Origin of the sequence: Streptomyces sp. SS7 (assembly GCF_037993025.1) — a bacterium.
Taxonomy (GTDB): domain Bacteria; phylum Actinomycetota; class Actinomycetes; order Streptomycetales; family Streptomycetaceae; genus Streptomyces.
This window is the reverse complement of the sequence record NZ_CP141223.1, coordinates 3560113-3585449: the sequence shown is the minus strand read 5'-3', so window position 1 is coordinate 3585449 and position 25337 is coordinate 3560113. Positions and strand designations below refer to the sequence as shown.

Annotated in this window: 21 protein-coding genes and 1 pseudogene; 9 read left to right on the top strand and 13 right to left on the bottom strand. The window is 71.8% G+C overall.

Annotated elements, in window-relative coordinates:
* Window positions 1–36 precede the first annotated feature (36 nt).
* The 3 genes from ilvA (at window position 37) to U5640_RS16290 (ending at window position 3359) form a co-directional block, all read left to right on the top strand.
* Window positions 37–1266, top strand: a complete 1230-nt coding sequence (ilvA, locus tag U5640_RS16300; RefSeq protein WP_340376518.1) for a threonine ammonia-lyase — start codon at window positions 37–39, stop codon at window positions 1264–1266.
* A gap of 187 nt (window positions 1267–1453) precedes the next feature.
* Window positions 1454–2416 carry an ATP-binding cassette domain-containing protein gene (locus U5640_RS16295; RefSeq protein ID WP_340376517.1) on the top strand — a complete coding sequence of 321 codons (963 nt, stop codon included), beginning with the start codon at window positions 1454–1456 and terminating at the stop codon, window positions 2414–2416.
* 118 nt (window positions 2417–2534) lie between these two features.
* Window positions 2535–3359 carry an ABC transporter permease gene (locus U5640_RS16290; protein ID WP_340376516.1) on the top strand — a complete coding sequence of 275 codons (825 nt, stop codon included), beginning with the start codon at window positions 2535–2537 and terminating at the stop codon, window positions 3357–3359.
* Window positions 3360–3431: 72 nt separating this feature from the next.
* On the opposite strand, the gene greA is transcribed toward U5640_RS16290, so the two are convergent.
* Together greA and U5640_RS16280 are read right to left on the bottom strand one after the other, a co-directional pair.
* The gene (gene greA, locus U5640_RS16285; RefSeq protein WP_340376515.1) at window positions 3432–3932 is read right to left on the bottom strand and encodes a transcription elongation factor GreA; all 501 of its coding nucleotides are present in this window, start codon (window positions 3930–3932) and stop codon (window positions 3432–3434) included.
* Between the two features lie 177 nt (window positions 3933–4109).
* The gene (locus U5640_RS16280; RefSeq protein ID WP_340376514.1) at window positions 4110–4511 is read right to left on the bottom strand and encodes a DUF4307 domain-containing protein; all 402 of its coding nucleotides are present in this window, start codon (window positions 4509–4511) and stop codon (window positions 4110–4112) included.
* Between the two features lie 114 nt (window positions 4512–4625).
* Between U5640_RS16280 and mca the strand changes: the two genes are divergently transcribed.
* Together mca and U5640_RS16270 are read left to right on the top strand one after the other, a co-directional pair.
* The gene (gene mca / locus U5640_RS16275) at window positions 4626–5507 is read left to right on the top strand and encodes a mycothiol conjugate amidase Mca (protein WP_340376513.1); all 882 of its coding nucleotides are present in this window, start codon (window positions 4626–4628) and stop codon (window positions 5505–5507) included.
* Complete coding sequence (locus U5640_RS16270; RefSeq protein ID WP_340376512.1) at window positions 5500–5751, top strand: hypothetical protein; 252 nt, start codon at window positions 5500–5502, stop codon at window positions 5749–5751. Before mca ends, U5640_RS16270 begins: the two co-directional genes overlap by 8 nt.
* A 519-nt stretch (window positions 5752–6270) precedes the next feature.
* Here the strand turns inward: U5640_RS16270 and U5640_RS16265 are convergent.
* Entirely contained in the window at window positions 6271–9489 is a 3219-nt protein-coding gene (locus U5640_RS16265) for a tetratricopeptide repeat protein (protein WP_340376511.1), read from the bottom strand.
* A 154-nt stretch (window positions 9490–9643) separates the two neighbouring features.
* Between U5640_RS16265 and U5640_RS16260 the strand changes: the two genes are divergently transcribed.
* Complete coding sequence (locus tag U5640_RS16260) at window positions 9644–11677, top strand: thioredoxin domain-containing protein (RefSeq protein ID WP_340376510.1); 2034 nt, start codon at window positions 9644–9646, stop codon at window positions 11675–11677.
* Between the two features lie 62 nt (window positions 11678–11739).
* Here U5640_RS16260 and U5640_RS16255 read toward each other — a convergent pair whose 3' ends face one another.
* From U5640_RS16255 to U5640_RS16240, 4 genes are all read right to left on the bottom strand, one after another.
* Window positions 11740–12477, bottom strand: coding sequence for a Mut7-C RNAse domain-containing protein (locus U5640_RS16255; RefSeq protein ID WP_340376509.1), 738 nt, complete (start codon window positions 12475–12477; stop codon window positions 11740–11742).
* A 33-nt stretch (window positions 12478–12510) separates the two neighbouring features.
* The gene (locus U5640_RS16250; RefSeq protein ID WP_340376508.1) at window positions 12511–13149 is read right to left on the bottom strand and encodes a TetR family transcriptional regulator; all 639 of its coding nucleotides are present in this window, start codon (window positions 13147–13149) and stop codon (window positions 12511–12513) included.
* Window positions 13150–13151: 2 nt separating this feature from the next.
* Window positions 13152–14720, bottom strand: a complete 1569-nt coding sequence (locus tag U5640_RS16245; protein ID WP_340376507.1) for a DHA2 family efflux MFS transporter permease subunit — start codon at window positions 14718–14720, stop codon at window positions 13152–13154.
* A 127-nt stretch (window positions 14721–14847) separates the two neighbouring features.
* Window positions 14848–15561 carry a hemolysin III family protein gene (locus U5640_RS16240; RefSeq protein ID WP_340376506.1) on the bottom strand — a complete coding sequence of 238 codons (714 nt, stop codon included), beginning with the start codon at window positions 15559–15561 and terminating at the stop codon, window positions 14848–14850.
* A gap of 337 nt (window positions 15562–15898) precedes the next feature.
* On the opposite strand from U5640_RS16240, the pseudogene U5640_RS16235 reads away from it, so the two are divergent.
* Window positions 15899–17723: pseudogene (locus U5640_RS16235) on the top strand (phosphoenolpyruvate carboxykinase (GTP)).
* 181 nt (window positions 17724–17904) lie between these two features.
* Here U5640_RS16235 and U5640_RS16230 read toward each other — a convergent pair.
* Window positions 17905–18333 carry a GtrA family protein gene (locus tag U5640_RS16230; protein WP_340376505.1) on the bottom strand — a complete coding sequence of 143 codons (429 nt, stop codon included), beginning with the start codon at window positions 18331–18333 and terminating at the stop codon, window positions 17905–17907.
* Window positions 18334–18394: 61 nt separating this feature from the next.
* Between U5640_RS16230 and U5640_RS16225 the strand changes: the two genes are divergently transcribed.
* The gene (locus tag U5640_RS16225) at window positions 18395–19417 is read left to right on the top strand and encodes a glycosyltransferase family 2 protein (protein WP_340376504.1); all 1023 of its coding nucleotides are present in this window, start codon (window positions 18395–18397) and stop codon (window positions 19415–19417) included.
* Here U5640_RS16225 and U5640_RS16220 read toward each other — a convergent pair.
* From U5640_RS16220 to U5640_RS16205, 4 genes are all read right to left on the bottom strand, one after another.
* Entirely contained in the window at window positions 19383–20612 is a 1230-nt protein-coding gene (locus U5640_RS16220; protein WP_340376503.1) for a glycosyltransferase 87 family protein, read from the bottom strand. The genes U5640_RS16225 and U5640_RS16220 overlap by 35 nt on opposite strands.
* A complete protein-coding gene (locus U5640_RS16215) occupies window positions 20609–21229 on the bottom strand; it encodes a tetratricopeptide repeat protein (protein ID WP_340376502.1) in 621 nt (206 codons plus the stop codon). The genes U5640_RS16220 and U5640_RS16215 overlap by 4 nt, the downstream gene beginning before the upstream one ends.
* 203 nt (window positions 21230–21432) lie before the next feature.
* On the bottom strand, window positions 21433–21873 hold the full coding sequence (locus tag U5640_RS16210) for a hypothetical protein (protein WP_340376501.1): 441 nt from the start codon (window positions 21871–21873) through the stop codon (window positions 21433–21435).
* Between the two features lie 112 nt (window positions 21874–21985).
* Entirely contained in the window at window positions 21986–23197 is a 1212-nt protein-coding gene (locus U5640_RS16205) for a pyridoxal phosphate-dependent aminotransferase (protein WP_340376500.1), read from the bottom strand.
* Window positions 23198–23322: 125 nt separating this feature from the next.
* Between U5640_RS16205 and U5640_RS16200 the strand changes: the two genes are divergently transcribed.
* Window positions 23323–23976: a hypothetical protein gene (locus tag U5640_RS16200; protein WP_340376499.1), complete on the top strand. Its 654-nt coding sequence runs from the start codon at window positions 23323–23325 to the stop codon at window positions 23974–23976.
* 228 nt (window positions 23977–24204) lie between these two features.
* Here U5640_RS16200 and U5640_RS16195 read toward each other — a convergent pair whose 3' ends face one another.
* The gene (locus U5640_RS16195; protein WP_340376498.1) at window positions 24205–25149 is read right to left on the bottom strand and encodes a chlorophyllase; all 945 of its coding nucleotides are present in this window, start codon (window positions 25147–25149) and stop codon (window positions 24205–24207) included.
* Window positions 25150–25337 lie beyond the last annotated feature (188 nt).

The window sequence follows — 25337 nt, the reverse complement described above, 5'->3', positions numbered from 1 at the left end:
CGGCCGTTCCCGCCTGTGAACTGCGATGCTGATGTCATGAGCTATGGCACGGCTGACTCCTTGCGGCCCGTCACCCTCGACGATGTGCGCGGCGCACACAAGATGCTCTCGGGCGTGGCGCGCATGACGGCGATGGAGGGCAGCCGGCATCTGTCCCAGCTCGTCGGGGCGCCGGTGCTCCTCAAGTGCGAGAACCTGCAGCGGACGGGATCGTTCAAACTGCGCGGCGCGTACGTGCGGATCGCGGGGCTGCTGCCGGAGGAGCGGGCCGCCGGGGTGGTCGCGGCGAGCGCCGGCAACCACGCGCAGGGCGTGGCGCTGGCGTCGTCGCTGCTGGGGGTGCGCTCCACGGTGTTCATGCCCAAGGGCGCCCCGCTGCCGAAGATCAGCGCGACCCGGGAGTACGGCGCGGAGGTGCGCCTGCACGGGCAGGTCGTCGACGAGACACTGGCCGCCGCGCAGGAGTACGCGGAGCGGACGGGCGCGGTGTTCATCCATCCCTTCGACCACGCCGATGTGATCGCGGGGCAGGGGACGGTCGGCCTGGAGATCCTGGAGCAGTGTCCGGAGGTCGGCACGGTCGTCGTGGGCATCGGCGGCGGCGGACTCGCGGCGGGCATCGCGGTCGCGGTGAAGTCGTCGCGGCCGGACGTGCGGATCGTGGGTGTGCAGGCCGAGGGGGCGGCGGCGTATCCGCCCTCGCTGGCGGCCGGACGGCCGGTGTCGATCGAGGCGCCGGCGACGATGGCCGACGGGATCAAGGTCGGCCGGCCCGGTGACGTGCCGTTCGGGATCGTCGGCGAGCTGGTCGACGAGGTGCGCACGGTGTCGGAGGGCGAGCTGTCCGCCGCGCTGCTGCTGTGCCTGGAGCGCGCCAAGCTGGTGGTCGAACCGGCGGGGGCGAGTCCGGTCGCGGCGCTGCTGAGCGAGCCCGGCGCCTTCGAGGGGCCGGTGGTCGCGGTGCTGTCCGGCGGCAATGTCGACCCGGTGCTGATGCAGCGGGTGCTGCGGCACGGCATGGCCGCGCAGGGCCGCTACCTGACGGTGAGCGTGCGGCTGACGGACCGGCCGGGTGCGCTCGCGACGCTGCTGGGGGTGTTGTCCGTGGTCGACGCCAACGTGCTCGACGTGAGCCATGTGCGGACCGACCCACGGCTCGGGCCGAGCGAGGCGGAGGTCGAACTGCACCTGGAGACGAAGGGGCCGGCGCACTGCGCCGAGGTCGGCCGGGCCCTGCGCGATGCGGGGTACACGGTCGTCGCCTGACCGGTGACGGGCGCCGGAAGCCCGGTGAACGTGCAGGTCAGAGCCCTCTTCCTCACTCACACGAGTGAAATGCATTGAGAGTCGCGATACATCGCGTTACGGTGGATGCATGGTCGCCCGTCGGGCGTCCCGAACCGTGCAAACCTAGGCTTTTCGAAGGAATCCCCCGAAGACGTGGAGATCTCTTATGCCAGGCGCCATCTATGCCGAAGGCCTGGTCAAGACCTTCGGTGACGTCAGGGCTCTGGACGGCGTCGACCTGGACGTCGCGGAGGGCACCGTCCTCGGCCTCCTCGGGCCGAACGGCGCGGGCAAGACCACCGCGGTCCGCTGCCTGACCACTCTCCTGCGCCCCGACCGCGGGCGGCTGGAGGTCGCCGGCCTCGATGTGCTCAAGCACCCCAACGAGGTGCGCCGCTCGATCGGACTGTCCGGCCAGTTCGCGGCGGTCGACGAATATCTCACCGGCCGCGAGAACCTCCAGATGGTCGGCCGGCTCTACCAGATGAGAGCGAAGGCGGCCAAGGCGCGCGCCGAGGAACTGCTGGAGCAGTTCGACCTCACCGACGCCGCCGACCGTACGGCCAAGACCTACTCCGGAGGCATGCGCCGCCGGCTCGACCTCGCCGCGGCCCTGGTGGTCTCCCCGCCGGTCATGTTCATGGACGAGCCGACGACCGGCCTCGACCCCCGCAACCGCCAGCTCCTGTGGGACGTGATCAAGCGCCTGGTGTCCGGCGGTACGACACTGCTGCTCACCACCCAGTACCTGGAGGAGGCCGACCACCTCGCGCACGACATCGCGGTCGTCGACCACGGCAAGGTCATCGCCCGCGGCACCTCCGACGAGCTCAAGGCCCGCACCGGCGGCGAGCGCATCGAGGTCGTGGTCCACGAACGCGAACAGATCCCCGTCGCCCGCGAGGTGCTCACGGCCTTCGGCAAGGGCGAGACCACGGTCGAGGAGCACACCCGCTGCCTCACCGTGCCCGTCACCGGCGGTGCCAAGCTCCTCGCCGAGGTCATCCGTGAGCTGGACACCCGAGGCGTGGAGATGGACGACGTGGGCCTGCGCCGCCCGACCCTCGACGACGTCTTCCTGTCCCTCACCGGACACATCGCCGAGGAGAAGGCCGAGGCCGCGGTATGACGGCCGCCACTTCGGGCGGGTCCTTCCGCGGCGCCCCACCGGCCGTTGCGAAACGCAACTTGATCCGAAGGTCACGGATTCCGCAACCCGCTCACGCGGGTGCACCGGGACACGCCTCATGGAAGGAGCCGGTGAAGTGAGCGCCATGAACGACTCCCTGGTCATCGCCCGCAGGAATCTGATTCGCATGAGCCGGATTCCCGAAATGATTATTTTCGGGCTCATACAGCCGGTGATGTTCGTCGTGCTCTTCACGTACGTCTTCGGCGGCTCGATGAGCATCGGCGGCTCGACCGACCCGGACGTCTACAAGAACTTCCTGATGGCGGGGATCTTCGCGCAGACCGTCACCTTCGCCACCGCGGGAGCCGGCGCGGGCATCGCCGACGACATGCACAAGGGCCTCATCGACCGCTTCCGCTCCCTCCCCATGGCCCGCGGCGCGGTCCTCACCGGCCGCACCATCGCGGACCTGGTGCAGACGTCACTGACGCTGGTCGTCCTGGCGGGCGTCGGCCTTTTGGTGGGCTGGCGCCCTGGCTCCGCGGAGCCCACCGACTTCGGCAAGATCATGGGCGCCTTCGGGCTGCTGCTGCTCCTCGGTTACGCGTTCACCTGGATCGGCGCCTTGATCGGTCTGAGCGTGCGCACCCCAGAAGCAGCCACCTCCGGCGGGCTGATCTGGCTGTTCCCGGTGACCTTCATATCCAACGCGTTCGTGGACTCCTCGCAGATGGCGTCCTGGCTGCAGCCGATCGCCGAATGGAACCCGTTCAGTGCCACCGTCCAGGCCTGCCGCACGCTCTTCGGCGACCCGGGTGTCTCCCCGTCCGACGCATGGCCGATGGCCCATCCCGTCTGGGCCTCGCTCATCTACTCGGTCCTGATCGTCGCGATCTTCCGCACGCTCGCGGTCCGGAAGTACCGCCGGGCGGCCGGTTGACCGAGGGGACGCCGAAGGACATGGCGAAGCCCCCGGCGGCTCGGGCGCCAGGGGCTCGTCAGGAGAGGGGGCTCAGCCGCTGTAGGGCTCGGCCTTGAGGATGCGCACGGAGGCCTTCTTGCCGTTCGGCAGCTCGTACTCCGCGTCCTCGCCGACCTTGTGACCGATCACGCCGGTGCCCAGCGGGGACTGCGGCGAGTAGGTCTCGATGTCGGCGCTCGCGTACTCGCGCGAGGCGAGCAGGAACGTCATGGTGTCGTCCTCGTCACCGTCGAAGGCGATCGTCACGACCATGCCGGGCGCCACGGCACCGTCCGCGGAGGCCGGGGCCTCGCCCACCTTGGCGTTCTCGAGGAGCTGGGTCAGCTGGCGCACACGGAGCTCCTGCTTGCCCTGCTCCTCCTTGGCCGCGTGGTACCCGCCGTTCTCGCGCAGGTCGCCCTCCTCGCGCGCGGCCGCGATCTTGGCGGCGATCTCCGTGCGCGCAGGACCAGTAAGGTGCTCAAGCTCTTCCTTGAGCTTGTTGTACGCCTCCTGGGTAAGCCAGGTGACGGACTCGCTGGTCTGGGTCACAGGGTGCTCCTCGTCGGTACTGGGAATACAAAGCATCGCCCTACCCTCAAGCATGTTCCTCAGGGGATGGGCGAAACCACGAGCCTAACAATTCCGCGGGCAAAGGGGGAGGACATAAGCCACTAGAATTACGTCAACGCAGGTCAGCGCTTACGTAATGCGGAGGACAGGGTGTCCTCAGTCGGCGTGACAGCCGAGCAGTTCGGCGGTGGTGCCCTTGGCCGTCGTGCGGAGGGTGACCACCCGGTCGATCCGGGTGTCCGACCCGGAGAAGCGGAAGTCCGCGCGGCCCACCTCGGCGCCGTCGGCCGACTGGGAGCGCACCGTGCAGTAGCCGCTCGCCCCCGCGTCCTTGCGGACCTCCAGGTGCACCTCGACGGCGTCGTCCGAGGTCGCCTTGAAGGTGATCACCTCGGCGCTGATCTTGTTCTGGCCGACGTAGTGGTAGGCGAAGTATCCGACGACCACCAGCAGGACCCCGCCGAGCAGGGCGCCCACGATCTTCAGGGTGCGGTCGGCCCGTTCGTACGAGGCGCGGCCGTAGCGGCCCTCGGGCACGCGGGTGCTCGCCGTACTCATGATCGTCCTCTCGGCAGGCCAAGGCCCTGGAATTATTCGCCCCCCGATTCGGTCACTATAGAAGCCTGCGATCGCGCCGGTTCACACGGGCGCCGACTTACCGAGGATTGAGTCTTGACTGACCAGCTGCGACTGATGGCCGTGCACGCGCACCCCGACGACGAGTCGAGCAAGGGCGCGGCCACCATGGCGAAGTACGTGTCCGAGGGGGTGGACGTGCTGGTGGTGACCTGCACCGGCGGGGAGCGCGGCTCCATCCTCAACCCCAAGCTCCAGGGCGACAAGTACATCGAGGAGCACATCCACGAGGTCCGCAAGAAGGAGATGGACGAGGCCCGCGAAATCCTCGGCATCAAGCAGGAGTGGCTCGGCTTCGTCGACTCCGGCCTGCCCGAGGGCGACCCGCTGCCCCCGCTGCCCGAGGGCTGCTTCGCCCTGGAGGACGTCGACAAGGCGGCCGGCGAGCTGGTGAGGCAGATCCGCTCCTTCCGTCCCCAGGTGATCACCACCTACGACGAGAACGGCGGCTACCCCCACCCCGACCACATCATGACCCACAAGATCTCGATGGTGGCGTTCGAGGGCGCGGACGACACCGCGAAGTACCCGGAGGACGAGTTCGGGCCCGCGTACCGGCCGCTGAAGCTGTACTACAACCAGGGCTTCAACCGCCCCCGTACGGAGGCGCTGCACCACGCGATGCTCGACCGGGGCCTGGAGTCGCCCTACGGGGAGTGGCTCAAGCGCTGGCAGGAGTTCGGGGTGAAGGAGCGCACGCTCACCACGCACATCCCGTGCGCCGAGTTCTTCGAGATCCGCGACAAGGCGCTGATCGCCCACGCCACGCAGATCGACCCCGACGGCGGCTGGTTCCGGGTGCCGATGGACATCCAGAAGGAGGTCTGGCCGACCGAGGAGTACGAGCTCGCGAAGGCTCTCGTCGCTACGTCCATCCCCGAGGACGACCTCTTCGCGGGCGTCCGGGACAATGCCTGACATGAGCGCAAGCGTGAGCCTGGCAATGACGCACCTCGTCCCCCTCGCCAAGGAGGTCGACGAGAACAAGGTCACCCCCGGTGTCCTCGGCTTCATCGTCTTCGCGGCGATGGCGGTGGCGGTGTGGGCCCTGATGAAGTCGATGAACAAGCACATGGGCAAGGTCGACTTCAAGGAGACCCCCGACGCCGAGGACACCACGGCCCCGGGGACGACGGGCAGGACCTCCCCGGCCAAGGGCTGACCGCGCGGGGCGGCGGGCTCCTGCCGCGACCGGCCCTGGCGCACCCGGCCGGGTTCTCGGTACCGCCCGGACTCAGGCCTCACCCGGGCGGTAGGCCCTGCCGACGCTTGCCTTGCCGGGCGGGCGACCCCGCCACATCCGGCCGGACGGCCGACTCTGCCGGGCTTGGCTGAGCGGTCCTTCTGCCGCGCCCGGCTGTGCGGTCGGTTCTGCCGCACGGGGCCTGGTGTGCGGGTCAGCCGGCACGGCACCACCCGGCCGGCCCACGCTGGCGCAAGCCCCCGGCGGCTCGCGCCCTCAGCCGGGCGTCCGGGGTGCATGCCGGTGCTTGTGCCGCCCCCGGACAGGCGGCCCGGCCCCGAGGCCGCCCCCCGGGGCTGAGCACCCGGTCCCGCTCCCGGCAGCATGCTCGGCCCGGAAGCCGGACCGTGCCGCTCGCTGTGCCCGCCGCCCCCGGCGTATGCCCAGGTGAAGCGACGAACCGTGCCGCCGCCGAGCCCGTGCCCACCGCCTGCGCGTCTACGGCTCGTTCACCGCCACGCCCATGACCTCCCGTTCGTGGCGGCCCGGGACCAGGCCGAGGCGCCAGGCCTGCCAGTCGGTCTCCGGGCGGATGCCGCGCTCCAGGAGGACGGCGTAGGTGGCGAGGGACTCGGACAGTTTGGCGTCCCGCAGGGGGTGGGCCGTGCGGCTGAGCTGGGCCAGTTCCTCCTGGGCCACGGCCGTGCCGACCTCCACGCCGCCCGGTGCGCCGTACGGCAGGAGGGTGCAGCGCAGGAAGCGGGCCCAGTCCTCGCCGCGGCGGTCGCCGTAGGAGGAGAACAGGCCCGCCGCCTCGTCGCACAGGGCCAGGGCCTGCTGGGCGCGGGCGTTGCCCGCCTCGATGATCGCCAGTTCCAGGCAGGTCCACGCCTCGCCGTGGGAGACCCCGATGCGCTGGAAGTCGGCGCGCGCGTCGACGAGGAGCTGCCGGGCGAAACCGGAGTTGCGCAGCGAGCCGGTCTGGGCGGCCCGCTGGTCGCGGGTGACGCGCGCCGAGTGGTGGCGGGCGCAGGCCAGGCCGTAGACGTCGCGCATCCGGGAGAAGAGGGAGCGGGAGCGTTCGAGTTCGCGGACCGAGGCGTCCAGGTCACCGGTCTCCTCCAGGGCGAGGCCGAGGTAGTACACGGTCCAGGCCTCGCCGCGGGCGTCCTCGTTGGCGCGGTGCCGGGCCGCCGCCGCGCGCAGTCCCTCCACCGCGGCCGACGGTTCGCCGGCGATCATGCGGGCCCGGGCCAGCTGGGTCAGCGCCCAGGCCGTACCGCGTTCGTCGCGGGTACGGCCGTACAGATCGAGGGCGCGGCGCAGGTCGGACTCGGCGGCGCGGACGTCGCCGCGCCGCAGGTTGAGCTGGCCGAGCTGGAAGTGGGCCCAGGCCTCCCCGTGCACGGAACCGCCCTCGCGGTGCAGCACCAGCGAGCGGGTCAGCAGGTCCAGCGCCTCGCCGAGCCGGGCCCGGTCCCGTTCCACCGCGGCCAGGGCGTGCATCGTCCAGGCGCGGTCGGTGGCCAGCTCGGGCGCGGCCTGGAGGTCCATCGCCTCCCGCAGCCGGGCCGCCGCCTCGGTGAGGTTGCCCTGGTGGTGCAGGGTGATGCCCAGGGAGCACAGGGCCCGGGCCGCGCCCGCGTCATGGTGGGCCTGGAGGTAGAGGTCGACGACCGAGGCCAGGGTGGCGCGGGCCCTGTCCAGCTCCCCGAGCTGGCGGGCCGCGATGCCCGTACGCCACTGCACGGACCGCACCAGCAGGTCCTGGCCGACCGACTGGGCCAGCTCGCTGATCTCCCCGAGCCGGTAGAGGTCGCCGCGCAGCAGGCAGTAGTCGCACAGCGCGCCCAGCAGGCTCAGTACGGCCGTCTCGTGCACCCCCTCCGCCTGGCGCAGGGTCGCGGTGATGAAGCTCGACTCGTCGTCCAGCCAGCGCAGGGCCTCGTCGAGGGAGATGAAGCCGTGCGGGGTGAACCGGTCCGAGCGGGTCGACATGTTGCCGTCGACCAGGCGCAGCACGGAGTCGGCGAGCTCGGCGTAGCTGACGATCAGCCGTTCCTGGGCGGCGGTGAGCTCGGTCTGCTCCTCCTCGTCGAGCAGCCGGGCCTGGGCGAAGGCGCGGACCAGGTCGTGCAGCCGGTAGCGGTCGCCGCGCACCCGGTCGACCAGGCCCGCGTCCGCGAGGGCGGTCAGCTGCCGGGCCGCCTCCGCGCGGTCGGTGGCCAGGAGGGCGGCGGCCGCGGCGGCACCCAGCGAGGCCCGCCCTGCCAGCGCCAGCCGCCGCAGCAGACGGCGGGCGCCTTCGGGCTGGTCGGTGTAGCGCAGCCACAGGGCGCGCTCGACGGGGCCGACCGGGCCGTACGCGCCGAGGTCCGTGGCCAGTGCGCGCGGTGAGCGTGGGCCGAGCGAGGAGCCCGCGATCCGCAGCGCCAGCGGCAGCCCGCCGCACAGCTCCCTGATCCGTTCGGCGGATTCGGCGTCGTACGGCGCGGAGGCGTCCTGGGCGGCGGCGCTCAGCAGTTCCTCCGCGCCCGCGGCCTCCAGGGGGCGTACGGGGAGCCGGTGGACCCAGGCGGACAGCGCGGCGGGGAGGTCCAGCGGGTCGCGGGCGGTGACCAGGACCAGGCTGTCGGAGCGTTCGGGGACGAGGGTGCGCACCTGCTCGGGGTCGCCGGCGTCGTCGAGGAGGACGACGACCGGCAGGCCGGTGAGGTGCTGGTAGTAGAGGTCGGCGAGACGTTTGACCTGCTGGTCCGGGGACGAACGCTCGCGGAAGAGGAGCTGTTCGCGGGGCGCGCCGAGGCGGTTCAGCAGGTGCAGCAGGGCGTCCCGGGTGGCCAGCGGGGTGCCCTGGGCGCTGTCGCCGCGCAGATCGACGACACAGGCGCCGCGGAACTGGTCGCGCAGCTCGTGTGCGGCGCGGACCGCGAGTGCGCTGCGGCCGCTCCCGGGCGGGCCGTGCAGCACGACGACCGTGGGCCTGGTCTCGGTGCTCGCCCGGGCCGCCTGCACCCACTGCCGGATCTGCGTCAGCTCCGCCCGCCGTCCCGCGAACGGGCCCACCGGCTCCGGGAGCTGGCCGAACGACTGCTCCAGCACGGTCCGGCCGCGGGCCGCCGCGCTCTTGTCCGCGCCCTTCAGCTGCGGGCCGGGCGTCTTCGCGGGGTGGACCGGCCGCGGCCCGGTCGTCGCGTCCAGCACCCGCTGCTGGTCCAGGAAGGGGCGTATCCCTCGTACCTCCAGCGCCGTCAGCCACTGCAGCCGCAACTGTTCGGCGCCGCCGGGCTGTCCGGCCCGCCCTGCCTGGTGGTGGGCGGCCGGCAGATGCGCGCCGGCCACCTTCACCACGGTCGTCGCGGCGCCGACCACGCCGACCGCGACCCCGGCTCCGAGGGCCGTGCCGGGACCGGTGCCGAGGGCGAGGTCGGCGACCGCGGTCGTCAGGGCGGCAACCCCCGCGACCAGTAAGGGAGTCCGCCCGCCGCCCTCCTTGGCGTACCGCTGGGCGAAGCTGACCCGTCCGGCGTCGCGTTCGTCGAGGGCGCGGGCGTAGGCCTCGTACTCCGTGGCGGCGGTCTGTGCCATCGCCTCCAGCGCCCCGCGCGCCCGGGTCATCAGCACCTGCCGGTCGGCCCGTCCGCCCGACCGCCGTACCTCTTCCTCCACGGCCCGCGCCAACAACCGCTCTGCCTCTGCCTTGTGACTGTCCCGCATGTCCCGTCCCCCTCCGGCGGCACGGCGTTCGTCCGGTCAAGTGTGCGGCGGGCACCCCCGTGGCGCGAGAGGGCGAAGGGTTACGGAGGGTTTCCGATCGGACACCTCCCTCGCGCCGCTGCCCGTCGCCGGGTACTGCGGCAGGATGGACCCCATGCCGAACCGACTGGCCCATGAGACGTCCCCGTATCTGCTCCAGCACGCCGACAATCCGGTGGACTGGTGGCCCTGGTCCGAGGAGGCCTTCGAGGAGGCGCGGCGGCGCGGGGTCCCGGTGCTGCTCAGTGTCGGATACAGCAGCTGCCACTGGTGCCACGTCATGGCCCACGAGTCCTTCGAGGACCCGGAGACCGCGGAGCGGCTCAACGCGGGGTTCGTGAGCGTCAAGGTCGACCGGGAGGAACGGCCGGACGTGGACGCCGTCTACATGGAGGCGGTGCAGGCCGCCACCGGGCAGGGCGGGTGGCCGATGACGGTGTTCCTGACGCCGGACGCGGAGCCCTTCTACTTCGGTACGTACTTCCCGCCGGCGCCCCGGCACGGCATGCCGTCGTTCCGGCAGGTGCTGGAGGGCGTGCGGCAGGCGTGGACGGAGCGGCGGGACGAGGTCGCGGAGGTCGCCGGGAAGATCGTGCGGGACCTGTCGGAGCGGGAGATCTCCTTCGGGGACGCCGCACCGCCCGGGGAGCAGGAGGTGTCGCAGGCGCTGCTGGGGCTGACCCGCGAGTACGACCCGCAGCGCGGCGGGTTCGGCGGGGCGCCGAAGTTCCCGCCGTCCATGGTGGTGGAGTTCCTGCTGCGGCACCACGCCCGCGCCGGTGCCGAGGGCGCGCTCCAGATGGCCCGGGACACCTGCGAGCGGATGGCGCGGGGCGGGATCTACGACCAGCTCGGCGGCGGGTTCGCCCGGTACTCGGTCGACCGCGACTGGACCGTGCCGCACTTCGAGAAGATGTTGTACGACAACGCGCTGCTCTGCCGCGTCTACGCGCATCTGTGGCGGGCCACCGGTTCCGAGCTCGCCCGGCGGGTCGCCGTGGAGACGGCCGACTTCATGGTGCGGGAGCTGCGGACCGCGGAGGGCGGTTTCGCGTCGGCGCTGGACGCCGACAGCGACGACGGGACCGGCCGGCACGTCGAGGGCGCGTACTACGTGTGGACGCCCGCGCAGCTGACCGAGGTGCTCGGCGCCGAGGACGCGCGGCTCGCCATGCACTACTTCGGGGTCACGGAGGAGGGCACCTTCGAGGAGGGCGCCTCCGTGCTGCGGCTGCCCCAGCAGGACAGCGTGTTCGACGCGGAGAAGATCGCCGGCATCAGGGAACGGCTGCTGGCGAAGCGGGCCGGGCGTCCCGCGCCCGGCAGGGACGACAAGGTCGTCGCCGCCTGGAACGGGCTCGCGATCGCCGCCCTGGCCGAGACCGGCGCCTACTTCGACCGTCCCGACCTGGTGGCCGCGGCCGTGGGCGCCGCCGATCTCCTCGTCCGGCTGCACCTCGACGAGCAGGCGCGGCTCTCCCGGACCAGCAAGGACGGGCAGGCCGGGGCGAACGCCGGGGTGCTGGAGGACTACGCCGATGTCGCCGAGGGGTTCCTCGCGCTGGCCTCGGTCACCGGGGAGGGCGTCTGGCTGGAGTTCGCCGGGTTCCTGCTCGACCATGTCCTCGTCCGGTTCGCCGACCCGGAGTCCGGGGCGCTGTACGACACGGCCGCCGACGCCGAGCGGCTGATCCGCAGGCCGCAGGACCCGACCGACAACGCCGTGCCGTCCGGCTGGACCGCCGCCGCCGGCGCGCTGCTGGGCTATGCCGCGCACACCGGTTCGGTGCCGCACCGCACCGCCGCGGAGAAGGCCCTCGGGGTCGTGAAGGCGCTGGGACCGCGGGTGCCCCGGTTCATCGGGTGGGGGCTCGCCGTGGCCGAGGCGCTGCTGGACGGGCCGCGCGAGGTGGCCGTCGTGGCGGCCGCGGTCGACGACCCGGCCGCGCGGTTGCTGCTCCGTACGGCGCTGCTCGGCGCGGCGCCGGGGGCGGTGGTGGCGTACGGGACGGTCGGCAGCGAGGAGTTCCCGCTGCTCGCCGACCGGACGCTGCGGGACGGCGAACCGACGGCGTACGTCTGCCGCAACTTCACCTGCGACGCCCCGACGACCGACCCGGAACGGCTGCGGGCGGCGCTGAGCGACTGAGGGAGCCGAGGCACTGACGCGTCGGCTCGGCTGCCGTGCGGGCCCGCGGGGAAGCGCCGTCCTCAGCCTCGGCTCTCCCGCGCGCGCATGCTCAGCGCGTCCTCGACGATCGCCTCCAGCTGCTGGTGGTGGGCGCCCTTCCAGTAGGCGCGACCGCAGGAGGCGCACTGGGCGAACACGTCGTAGGAGCGGTGGGTGCCGTGGGCGAGCTGGTCGGCGACCTCGTCCTTGGTGGCCGTGCGCAGCAGGCCGTTGCAGGCGGTGCAGCGGGTCCAGGGGGCGAGGTCGGGGCGGAACCGGTCGAGGATGTCGTGGAGCTGGTCCTCGGGGCGGGTGCTGTAGACGTAGGCGCCGGCCCACAGCTCGCGCCGGCGCAGCAGGCCCCGGTCGCGGCTGAGCATGACCCGCTGCTCGGCGGCGGAACGGGCGGCGAGGGCCGGGTCGCCGATGTCGGTGGACTCGTAGGCCGTGTCCACGCCGAGCAGGCGCAGCCGGCGGGCGAGGGTGCCGAGGTGGACGTCGAGGAGGAACCGCAGGGGGGCGCCGGGCACCTGCTGGGGGCGGTCGACCGGGCGGACCGTCACCCGCTCGCCGTCCGCCGGGATGTGCGCGACCGGCACCTCGCGGCCGTCGACCACGAGGGTGCCGACCTCTGTCAGCGGGACGCCGAGGGACTCGACGACATGGCCGAGGGTGGAGACGCCGTCGACGGCGAGCGGATGGGTGCCGGTCCGGCGGGCGTGCGGGACGAACAGGGCCAGCTCGGGGGCGACTTCGACGTGGATCTCGGGTGGGTTCACCCGGTCAGGATGGCATGGTGGACCGGGCCCGGCTCAGGGGTTTTCGAGGGGCAGGCCGTTCTGCAGGATGTCCAGGGCGCGGTCCAGCAGCGTCGCCAAATCGCCCTGGTGACCCTGCTCGGCCCAGTACATCGAGGTCTCCATCAGACCGCCGATGAGCGACATCGTGTACACGCGCACTTCCAGGCTGTCGGCGGGGAGGCCGGTGCGCTCGGCGACGGCGCCGGCGAACATCCGGCCGGTGACCGACATGCTCTCCATCATGCGCGAGCGCACCGCGGGGACGTCGACGAGCAGCCGGGTGCGGATGCGCGCCACCTCGGGGTCCTCCTCGATACCGGTGCGCACGGCCTGCTGCATCACGTACCGGACGGACCGCGTCCACGGCTCGTCCGCCGGGCGGGCCCGCAGCTCCTCCAGGAGGACCGGGTCGTACTCGTCCGTGAGGACGATGTCCTCCTTGGTGGGGAAGTAGCGGAAGACGGTCGACGGCGACACCTCGGCGCGCTCGGCGATCTGGTCGATCGTCGTGGCGTCGTACCCCTGCTCCTTGATCAGCGTGTACGTCGCGGTGCGGATGGCCTCGCGCGTCTTGATCTTCTTGCGCTCCCGCAGACCCAGGGGCGGGCGGTCGGCGGGGGTGGAGGTGCGGGCGGCCGTCATGGGGTTCATTCTCAGGCATCCGCCGTGTGCGCTGCCACGTCGGCCCGTTCGCCGTCGGTGCGCGGCGCCGCCTTCGTGCCCGGCAGGAAGGCCGCCGCCAGGAGGGCCGAGACGAGGGCGGCGATCCCGCACACCAGCAGGGCCAGGGTCATGCCGTGCACGTACGCGTCGTTCGCGGAGGCGGCGAGGTGGGCGGAGCCCGCCTTCTCGGCGACGAGGTGCGCGGCGACGACGGAGTCCCGTGCGGTGCCGGCGGCCCCGGCGGGCAGTCCGGCGACGTCGAGGCGGTCGCGGAAGGCGGCCGAGAGCAGGGAGCCGAGCAGGGCGATCCCGATCGCTGCGCCCACCTGGCGCAGGGTCATCAGCAGCCCGGAGCCGCTGCCGGCCCGGTCGGCGGGCAGGGCGCCGAGGGCACCGTCCATCGCGGGCACGACGGCGAAACCGAAGCCGAGGCCGGTGACCGACAGCCACAGCGCGGTGAAGCCGTAGCCCGAGTCGACCGTCGTACGGGTGCCGAGGAGCGCGGCGAAGGCCAGCACCATCAGCCCGGTGCTGACGACGGCACGCGGGCCGAACCGGGCGACGACGGGCTGGGCGGCCCGGGAGGCGACCAGCAGGCCGCCCATCAGCGGCAGCAGCCGTACGCCGGTGCCGAGGGCGTCGTTGCCGAGGACGGCCTGGAGGTACGGGGGCAGGACGAACATCAGGCCGGACAGGACGAACATGACCAGGGTCGCGGCGAGGGTGTTGAACAGGAAGCCGCGGTCGGCGAGCAGCGCCATGTCGAGCATCGGCCGCTCGACGCGCCGCTCGCGCAGCACCAGGCCGGCGATCAGGGCCACGGCCGCGCCGGACATGCCGAGCACCAGCGGGTCGCCCCAGCCACGGGTGGGCGCCTCGATGATCGCGTAGATGAGAGCGCCGAGGCCGGCGGCGGTGAGCGCGGTGGACAGGGTGTCGACCCGGGGGGAGGCGGGGTCGCGGGTCTCGGGGAGCAGCAGGACGCAGGCGGTGATGCCGATCGCGGCCATCGGCACGTTGACCAGGAAGACCGAGCCCCACCAGAAGTGGTCGAGGAGCCAGCCGCCGATGATCGGGCCGAGCGGCAGCCCGAGCGCGGAGGCGGCGGAGATGACGCCGACGGCCTTGGTGCGCTCGTCGGCGCCGAAGAGCGAGGGCAGGACGGACAGGGCGAGCGGGGTGACGAGCGCGCCGCCGACGCCCATGACGGCGCGGGCCGCGACGACCCAGTTCACGTCGTCGGCGAGCGCGCCCATCAGCGAGCCGGCGAGGAAGATCCCGAGTCCGGTGATCAGCATCCGGCGGCGGCCGAAGCGGTCGCCGAGGAGGCCGGCGGGGAGCATCAGCGCCGCGAAGACGACGACGTACGCGTCCGCCATCCACTGCTGCTCGCCGGTGCCGGCGCCGAGGTCGCGCGCCATCGTCGGGAGCGCCACGTTGAGGATCGTCATGTCGAAGCCGAGCGTCAGCATGCTGGCGACCAGGGCCGCGAGGGCCCACCAGCGGCGGGGGTCGCGCCCCGCCTCGGAAGCGTTCGAAGCGTTCGTGACAGTAGCCATGAAATGAAAGTAACTCTCAAAATTTAGTTACTGTCAATTCTTCCGCGACTTCTCCTGCGGTGGGCGGCGGGCATGCAAAAGGGCCACGGCTCGGAAGCCGTGGCCCTGAGAAGGCTGAAAAGCGACGCTACGCGTGCTGGTACGCCACCAGCGAGATGCCGACATAGTGGACGACGAACGCGGCGAGCGTGAACGAGTGGAAGACCTCGTGGAAGCCGAACCACCGAGGTGAGGGGTTGGGCCGCTTGATGCCGTAGATCACGCCGCCCGCGCTGTAGAGCACGCCGCCGACGACGACCAGGACCAGCACCGCGATACCGCCGGTGCGCATGAAGTCCGGCAGGAAGAAGACGGCCGCCCAGCCCATCGCGATGTAGCAGGGGGTGTAGAGCCAGCGCGGCGCGCCGACCCAGAAGACCCGGAACGCGATGCCCGCGAGCGCCGCGCCCCAGATGCCCCACAGCAGCCACTGGCCCTTGGTGTCCGGCAGGAGCAGCAGGGTGAGCGGGGTGTAGGTGCCCGCGATGATCAGGAAGATGTTCGCGTGGTCGAGGCGGCGCAGGATGCCGTCCATGCGGGCGTTCCAGTTGCCCCGGTGGTACAGCGCGCTCACGCCGAACAGCAGGCAGGCGGTGAACGCGTAGATGCCGCAGGCGATGCGGCCCCGGGTGGAGTCCGCCAGGGCTGTGAGGACCAGGCCTGCGATCAGTGCGGCCGGGAACATGCCGAGATGCAGCCAGCCGCGGAGCTTGGGCTTGATCTCGTGCGGCAGGGGGAGCCCGAGGGGACCTCGGCCGTCGGCCGGCGTGTCGGTGGGCGCGTCGGAGGCGGGCGCAGTCATGAGCCGCATCGTACCTACGGGGCCGTAAGTTACGGGACGGTCTCGGAGGTTCGGGGGCGAAGAGTGGCCATCATCTCACGGTGCCGCACCGAAAACCGCGAAAAGTTCACTCCAAAGAATCTTCTGTTGAACGTCAAGTGGACGCAAAAAGGCGCGGTTATGCGTGGCGATCCTCACTCCGCTCAGTTGTGACGCCACCTGGACAGATGGGCGCGAGCGGCGGATGATCAGATGAGTGCGGTCGGCACCGGATGAGCGCTGAAGATCCAGTCGCTGGGCATCCGGGCCGCAGCCCCCACGGGGCCTCCAACAAAAAACCCCTCATCTAGGAGCGATCGTGGCGCGCGACATCGCGGCTCCCACCGTCATCCCGACCAACCACCAGGAACTGATCTCGTGGGTCAACGAGATCGCCGAACTGACCCAGCCGGACAGCGTGGTTCTGGTGCGACGGATCCGAGGCCGAGTACGAGCGCCTGTGCGGGGAGCTCGTCGAGAAGGGCACCTTCAAGCGGCTCGACCCGATCAAGCGCCCCAACTCCTACTACGCCGCGTCCGACCCGACCGATGTCGCGCGGGTCGAGGACCGGACGTTCATCTGCTCGGAGAAGGAGGAGGACGCCGGCCCGACGAACCACTGGAAGGCGCCCGCCGAGATGCGCGAGATCTTCTCGGGCGCGCAGGGCATCTTCCGCGGCTCCATGCGCGGCCGGACGATGTACGTCGTCCCCTTCTGCATGGGCCCCCTCGGCTCGGACCTCTCCGCGATCGGCGTCGAGATCACCGACTCCGCCTACGTCGCGGTCTCCATGCGCACCATGACCCGCATGGGGCAGCCCGTCCTCGACGAGCTCGGCTCCGACGGCTTCTTCGTCAAGGCCGTGCACACCCTCGGCGCACCCCTGGCGGAGGGCCAGGCGGACGTTCCGTGGCCGTGCAACTCCACCAAGTACATCTCGCACTTCCCCGAGAGCCGCGAGATCTGGTCCTTCGGCTCCGGCTACGGCGGGAACGCCCTGCTGGGCAAGAAGTGCTACGCCCTGCGCATCGCCTCCGTCATGGCCCGTGACGAGGGCTGGCTGGCCGAGCACATGCTGATCCTCAAGCTCACCCCGCCGCAGGGCGAGTCCAAGTACGTCGCGGCCGCCTTCCCCTCGGCCTGCGGCAAGACCAACCTCGCCATGCTGGAGCCCACCATCTCCGGCTGGACCGTGGAGACGATCGGCGACGACATCGCCTGGATGCGCTTCGGCGAGGACGGCCGTCTGTACGCCATCAACCCCGAGGCCGGTTTCTTCGGTGTCGCGCCCGGCACCGGCGAGCACACCAACGCCAACGCGATGAAGACGCTGTGGGGCAACTCCGTCTTCACCAACGTCGCCCTCACCGACGACAACGACATCTGGTGGGAGGGCATGACGGAGGAGACCCCGGCCCACCTCACCGACTGGAAGGGCAACGACTGGACCCCGTCCGCGGACGTCCCGGCCGCCCACCCCAACGCCCGCTTCACCGTCCCGGCCTCGCAGTGCCCGATCATCGCGCCCGAGTGGGAGGACCCCCGGGGCGTGCCGATCTCGGCGATCCTCTTCGGCGGCCGGCGCGCGAGCGCGGTCCCGCTGGTGACGGAGTCCTTCGACTGGAACCACGGCGTCTTCCTCGGCGCGAACGTCGCCTCCGAGAAGACCGCCGCCGCCGAGGGCAAGGTCGGCGAGCTGCGCCGAGACCCGTTCGCCATGCTGCCGTTCTGCGGCTACAACATGGGCGACTACATGGGCCACTGGGTCGACGTCGCCAAGGGCAAGGACCAGGCGAAGCTCCCGAAGATCTACTACGTCAACTGGTTCCGCAAGAACGACGAGGGCAAGTTCGTCTGGCCCGGCTTCGGCGAGAACAGCCGTGTCCTGAAGTGGATCGTCGAGCGGCTGGACGGCACCGCCGAGGGCGTCGAGACCCCGATCGGCATCCTGCCGGCCAAGGGCTCCCTCGACACCAACGGCCTCGAACTGGCCGACGCGGACCTGGACTTCCTCCTCACGGTCGACAAGGAGGTCTGGCGCGAGGAGGCCGCCCTGGTCCCCGAGCACCTCAACACCTTCGGCGACCACACCCCGAAGGAGCTGTGGGACGAGTACCACGCCTTGGTGCAGCGCCTGGGCTGACGCCCTCCACGAACGCCGCGGCCGGCAGCCGATCGAGCCCTGACCAGCATGTCGTCACGGCCGGCCGCGGTGACAGCACCACAGACCGGCGAGGCTCCGCACAACGGCGTGGGGAGCCCCGGGCCTGTCGTCACCACCCCGTCCGCCCCGACGGGGAGGCGGCGACAGGCCCTCGCCCGTTTCAGGAGGCCTTCGCGAACACCCACCAGCGCAGCAGGGTGAAGCGCAGTATCGTCGCGGTCCCGTTGGCCACGACCAGCGCGGCGATCTCCACGTGCGGCGCGTCCGACACCGTCCGGTGCACCAGGGCGAGGGCGCCGCTGCTGAGCGCGAGCCCGGCGAGGAAGGCCACCAGCCCCTGGAGCTGATGCCGGGCGACCCCCTCCCTGCCGCGGACCCGGAAGGTGAACCGGCGGTTGGCGGCGGTGTTCACCACGGCCGTGGTGAAAAGGGCGACCAGATTGGCGAGCTGCGCGTCGAGCACCGGCCGCAGCAGCGTGAACAGCCCGAGATGGGCCAGCGTGGACAGCACGCCGATCACCGCGAACACGGGAAGCTGCCGGGCGACCCCTGCGGTACGGGGTGCGTGTGTCTCTACGCGCTGAGCCATTCCAGCATCGTACGGTAAGTAAGCAAATACTACCGTAAGTGAGCATGAGGCTGGGATCCGCATGTCATCAGTCGCGTCATCGGTCGCATCATCGGTCGCGTCATCGGTCGAGCTGTCGGTCGTCATTCCGATGTTCAACGAGGAAGAGGCGCTTCCGGCCCTGGGGGGGCGGCTGCGGCCGGTGCTCGACGGGACGGGAGAGACGTACGAGGTGGTCGCCGTCGACGACGGTTCCACGGACGGGACGGTCGGTCAACTCACCCGACTGCGCGCCGACTGGCCCCAGCTGCGGGTGGTGCGGCTGCGCCGCAACAGCGGACACCAGGCCGCGCTGACCGCGGGGTTGCACCACGCCCGTGGCCGCTACACCGCGAGCCTCGACGCCGACCTCCAGGACCCCCCGGAGAAGATCCCCGAGATGCTCGCCCTGGCCCGCTCCCGGCACCTCGACATCGTCTACGGCGTGCGCGCCAACCGCTCCAGCGACACCGGCTTCAAACGCCGCAGCGCCGGCGCCTACTACTGGCTCGTGCGCCGGGTGGTCGGCGGTCATGTCTCGGCCCAGGCGGGCGACTTCCGGCTGCTGTCGCGCGAGGCCCTCGACGCCCTGAAGGCCCTGCCCGACCAGCCGCAGGTGTACCGGCTGCTGATGCCCTGGTTCGGCTTCCCCAGCGGGGAGGTCACCTACCGCCGGGACCCCCGGGTCGCCGGCCGCACCAAGTACCCCCTGCGCAAGATGGTCCTGCTCGCGGTCGACAGCGTCATCGGCTTCTCCGTCGCCCCGCTGCGGCTCGCCGTCTGGCTCGGTGTGCTCGCCTTCGCCGTCTGCCTCGGCATGCTCGCGTACACCCTGGCCGTGTACGCCGCGGGCGACACCACCCGCGGCTGGACGTCCCTGATCATCGCGGTGCTCTTCGTCGGCTCGGTCCAGCTCATCTGCCTGGGGGTGGTCGGCGAGTACATCGGCCGCATCTACACCGCCGTGCAGCGGCGGCCGACCTACTACGTCGCCGACGACACCGCCGCGGCCACCGCCCCGGCCGCGGCGGTCACGTCCGGGCCGGCCCGGCCGCGGTCGGGCTGAGCAGCGGGGCGGGCGCGCCCGGCGGGCGGCGCAGTTCCAGGACGGTCGTGCGCACGACGGCCACCACCGCCAGCAGCATCAGGGCGGCGTGCGCGGCCATGGACAGGTACGGAGCCAGGGTCGCGTTGACGACCACCAGATAGCTGCCGAACGAGGCGAGCTGCACCAGCACCGGTACGTACCAGAGCTGACGGGGCAGGGCGAACGCGGCCACCACCGTGAAGACGTCCGCGAGGTAGAAGTACCGCTCGTGCATCGAGGGCAGCAGGAACGGCACCAGGACCGAGGAGCAGGCGGCGAGCAGCACGATCCGGGTGTCCGTGAGCGCGGGCACGGGGCCCGCCGCGCCGGGCCGGCCGCGCCGCAGGGTCCAGGCCGTGAGGGCGACCAGGGCCGTCACCACCACCCCGGCGACCAGCACACCCGCCGTGCGGACCGGACCGGTGTCCCCGGGCACCGAGACGAACTCGTAGACGGACGGCGCGTGCAGGGACAGCAGCTGGTACGTCCCCGTCTGCCGTGCGTAGACCGTCAGCAGCCGCCAGGGATCGGCGCCGAGCAGCAGCGCCGGGACGTCGAGGGCGAGGTACACCCCCACAACCGCCAGCAGGCTCCGCCACGGCACCCGTCCCAGCACCACCATGACCAGCAGGAACGGGAAGAGGAACACGGCCTGGAACTTGACCGCCAGCGCGATCCCGAACAAGGCGCACGCCCACCACGGCCGCCGGCCCAGCAGGTGGTGGATACCGCCGAGGAGGAAGACCGCGTAGAGCCCGTCGCACTGACCCCACCAGCCGCTGTTGGTGACGACGGTCGGCAGCAGGAGCACCGCCGCCGCCGCGCCGTGGGCCGCGCCGGGGGAGGCGGGGCGCAGCCGGGCGACGATCCGGAAGGCGTAGTACGCCAGCGCCAGATCGGCCAGGACCGAGATCCCCTTGATGCCGGCCAGCGCCGGCACGGGCAGATAGGTCAGTGCGGCGAGCAGATAGAGATAGGGCACGTTGTAGTCGGAGAAGCCGGGGTCGGCGAGGGCGGCGAACCCGCCGTGGCTCTCCAGGTGCCGGTACCAGGGGTCGAGGAAGGTGACGTAGTCGCCCGACTCGTAGGGCAGCAGGAAGATCCGGGCCGCGAGGGCGGTCGCCAGCAGGGTGTACACGGCCAGCGTCCGTACCGTGCGGTCGTTCGGCGTCATCGGGGACTCCCTGCCGTGCTCGGTGCGGGTGTGGGGCGCAGGGACGTCCGGAACGGCTCCGGGACCTGGGAGAGGAGTGCGGGGTCGGCCGCCACCGCGCTGCGGAATTCCTCGGTGGCCTCCTGCGTCCGGTTCTTGCGGACCCAGATGTCCCCGAGATGCAGATGGGCCGTGGCCGCCGAGGGATCCGCGCCGACGGCCCTTTCCAGAAGTCCCATCGCGAGATCGGGGTCGCTGGATTTCAGCAGGAGTGCCTCGTTGTAGAGGGCCGAGGGAAATGCCGGATCGATTTTCAGGGCTTTTTCGTAGGCCCTGCGGGCGTCGGCGGTCCGGCCGTCCTGGTGGGCGATGACGCCCAGGTTGTACCAGGCGGCCTTGTTCCGCGGGTCCAGGGCGAGGACCACGCCGTAGAACCGGGAAGCGCCTTGTGGATCGTTGTTCTGCTGCGCCGCGATGCCCGCCCGCAGCAGGGCATCGGCGCTCGGAGGAGTCCGCTTCGACGACGGCGTCCCGGCATCCGGGAGGGCCGCCGCACACGCCAGGACCGACCACGACAGCAGTCCGGTGGCAACTGCAGCCGCACCGGAGAGCACTACCAACAATTGCCTGCGTTTCACCGCATCGACGTTACGAGGCGGTGCCGGTGGCACAGGTGTGCGCGGGTACGGGGGGCGCGCGGTCCACCCGAATGCAGGCGGGCGGAAAACCCGAACGAGGGCAGGTGGAAAACCCGAATGCGGGCGGCAAAAAAATATGGCGCCCGGTCCGCGCGTCGCTGCGGGTGCACGCGGACCGGGGCCGTAGGGGGGACCCCGGGGGGTCAGCCGGCGGTGCTCAGCTCCTGCTCCTCCGCCAGCGCGGCGGCATGGGCCTCCATGCGCTCCGCCGCGAGGATCGCCGCCGTGGTGTCCGCGCGGGACGCGGCGACGAGCAGGGCGCGGCCCGCGAGGGAGTGCGCCCGCTGGTGCAGTGCCGAGAGCCGGGGCTCGCGGGCGGTGGACGCCGCGGCGCGGGCCGGCGTCCGTCCGCCCCGCAGCCGGGTGACCTGCTGGGCGAGCCGTGCGGCCGCGCCGTCGAGGTCGGCGGACGGGGCCGGCCCGCGCAGCTCGTCGGTGACGGCGAGCAGGGCCGAGAGGTGTCCGGCGAGCTGGATGTCCAGTTCCTCCTCGCGGGAGCGGTGGGGGAAGTCGGGCGTGGTGCCGGCCATCGTGCTGTGGACGGACCCCTTGGGAGAGGAAGGGGCGCGGTTCGGCTCGTACATGAGGATGGCCTCCTGTGCTCTGACAGGAAGCCATCCTAGCTTGGATTTCGTCTAAAGTTGAGCTGTTCACAAAACAGGGGCATGGTCTCTACACAGCGTGAGCCCGCCGGGATCAGGGCTGGCCGTAGCCGTCCAGGAAGCGCGAGATCCGGCCCACCGCGTCCCGCAGATCCGTCGCCGTCGGCAGGGTCACCACCCGGAAGTGGTCCGGCTCCGGCCAGTTGAAGCCGGTGCCCTGGACGACCATGATCTTCTCCTGACGCAGCAGGTCCAGGACCATCTGCCGGTCGTCCTTGATCTTGAAGACGGTCGGGTCCAGGCGCGGGAAGAGGTACAGCGCGCCCTTCGGGCGGACACAGGTCACGCCCGGGATCTGGGTCAGCAGCTCGTACGCCGTGTCCATCTGCTCCTTGAGCCGCCCGCCCGGCAGCACCAGGTCGTTGATGGACTGCCGTCCGCTGAGCGCGGCCACCACGCCGTGCTGGCCCGGCATGTTGGCGCACAGCCGCATGTTCGCCAGGATCGTCAGGCCCTCGATGTAGGAGTCGGCGTGGGCGCGCGGGCCCGAGATCGACATCCAGCCGACCCGGTAGCCGGCCACCCGGTAGGCCTTCGACATCCCGTTGAAGGTGAGCGTCAGCAGGTCCGGGGCCACCGAGGCGGTCGGCGTGTGCGTGGCGCCGTCGTAGAGGATCTTGTCGTAGATCTCGTCGGAGCAGACGAGCAGGTTGTGGCGCCGGGCGATGTCGGTCAGCCCCCGGACCATCGCCTCGTCGTACACCGCGCCCGTCGGGTTGTTGGGGTTGATGACGACGATCGCCTTGGTGCGGTCGGTGACCTTGCGCTCGATGTCGGCGAGGTCGGGCATCCAGTCCGACTGCTCGTCGCAGCGGTAGTGCACGGCCGTACCGCCCGACAGCGACACGGCGGCGGTCCACAGCGGGTAGTCCGGCGACGGCACGAGCACCTCGTCGCCGTCGTCCAGCAGGCCCTGCATCGCCATCACGATCAGCTCGGAGACGCCGTTGCCGATGAAGACGTGCTCGACGTCCGTCTCGATGCCGAGGGTCTGGTTGTGCATGACGACCGCGCGGCGCGCGGCGAGCAGGCCCTTGGCGTCGCCGTAGCCGTGTGCCGTGGAGACGTTGCGGAGGACGTCCTCCAGGATCTCCGGCGGGGCCTCGAAGCCGAAGGCGGCCGGGTTGCCGGTGTTGAGCTTGAGGATGCGGTGCCCCGCCGCCTCCAGGCGCATCGCCTCCTCGAGAACCGGGCCCCGGATCTCGTAACAGACGTTGGCGAGCTTCGTCGACTGGATCACCTGCATGTCAGGGAGCTTACGGCCCGGTTACGCCCCGTGGGGCGTGTTTTCCACCACGCGAGACGGGTGATTTGCTCCGTTATCGCCGGTCACTGTCCGACGGGCCGCACTTCTCCCTACAATGCGCGGCCATGTCCAGGCCAGGCGAGAGCGGCGCACCCCAGGTGCGGCCGATCGTGTTCCACCCGGAGGCCGGGGCCGCCCCGGCGTCGTACGAGCGGTACGCCGACCCGGCGACCGCGCACGGGTGGCAGAACGCGTACGACGAGACCCAGCGACTTCCGCCGGTGCCCGCCCCGGCGGCCGACGGGCCCGTGCGGGAGCCGGCGGCGGGCGGTCGGGCGGACCGCCGACGCGCCGCGCGCCGCACGGGCGGCGGCCGCTCGCGCCGGGTGGCGGTCGCGGCGGGGGCCGTGGGCGCGGTGTCGCTGGCCGCGCTGGTGGCCGGCATGTCCTTCACCTCCGGCGCCGCGCCGAGCGGTGGCGGGGGCGAGCGCGGCGACACCCGCTCGGCGCCCGACGGCCCGGTGAGCCCGTCGGACGCCCCGAGCGGCACGCCGTCGTCGGCCGGCGAGCCGTCCTCCTCCGGTGCGGGCGTGTCCCCGTCCTCCGGCTCTACGGCGTCCGGTCCGTCCCCCGCCACCTCCTCGGCCCCGGCCGCGGCGCCGAGCGCCCCGGCGGCGACCGGTACCCCCTCCGCGACCGTCACCCGGTCCTGGAGCACCCCGGGAGGTGCGGGCAACCAGGGGCGGGGGCGGGGGAAGGGGGGCGGCAAGTCCCGCTGAGCGGGGTCGCTCCGCCGGTCGCTCCGCCGGTGGGGCCGGTGGGCGCGTTGTCCGGCGCGTCGTCGGTCGGTCGTGGCGTCGGTGGGCGGGTTGTCCGGCGCGCTGTCGGTCGGTCGTGGCGTCGGTGGACGGGGCGTCGGGCGGCCGCGGCGCCGTCGTGGCTGGTCGCGCAGTTCCCCGCGCCCTTCCGGGCGCGCTCGGTCGCGCCGTGGTTCTTCGGGGGCCGGGTTACTTCGACTCCACGCGGCCGATGGGGTTCGGGGCGGTCGTCAGTTGTTCGCAGGCCGTGCGCCAGGCCGGGTCTCCCGGGTACAGCTCGCTGCGCAGGTAGGCCCAGGTGAGGTGCTGGACCGCCGACACCCGCTCGGGGTTCTCGTCCGTGGTCTCGGCGACGTCGTATCCGGAGACGCCACCGAGCCCGTGCTCCCCGCCGAACAGGGTGAGCAGGGACTTGCGGCCGGGGGAGAGCACATAGGGGTCGGCGTGCCAGTCGGGGCCCGCGACCGTCAGATGCGCGGAGTCGTCGCGGTCGCCGGCCACGACCAGCGCAGGCGTGGTCATCTTGGAGAAGTCCGTGGTGGCGAAGAAGGGCCAGTTCTCGGTCACGAACGGGGTGAGCGCGTCGCCGCCCCGGCCGACCGAGGCCAGCAGGACGCCCGCCCTGATGCGCGGCTCGCTCAGGTCCACCTCCGTCCCGTCGTCCGGATCGGTGAGGCGCGCGCCCAGCAGCAGGCTCGCGGTGTGACCGCCCATCGAGTGCCCGGCCACGGCGACCCGGTCCCGGTCCGGGCGCCCCGCGAGCTGCGGTACGGCGGCCTCGATCTCGTCGAACCGGTCGAGGATCAGGCTCATGTCCTCGGCGCGCGAACGCCAGAACAGGGGCGCCCCGGGGGTGTCGGGGGCAAGGGTCAGGCTCCGGGAGCTCAGATGCGTGGGCTGGACGACCACGAAGCCGTGCGCCGCCCAGTGGTGGGCGAGCGGCGCGTAGCCGTTCAGGGAGGAGAGGTGGTGCGAGTGGCCCTGGCCGTGCGACAGGAGGACGACCGGCAGATCGTCCCCGGTCAGGGGCGCCGAGACGCGCACCTGGAGATCCACGGGCCGGTCCGGGGCGGACAGGGTGAGGGGGCCGACCGAGACGACGGGGGCGGGCGAGGGGTGGGTCGATGCGCGCATGATGCGGTGCCTCCAGAAGCGGAACGCTGTCCCGTTTAATATACGGAACCGTGTCCCGTTTCTGTAAGGCATGGGATCGCGCCAACTCCCGGCCGAAAACAGCCGCTTGCCCCTCCGTGCATCCGTACTAAGAATGCACATGACAAAACAAGGCGGCCGGAAGATCTCCGGTCGCCTCGTCGTAAGAG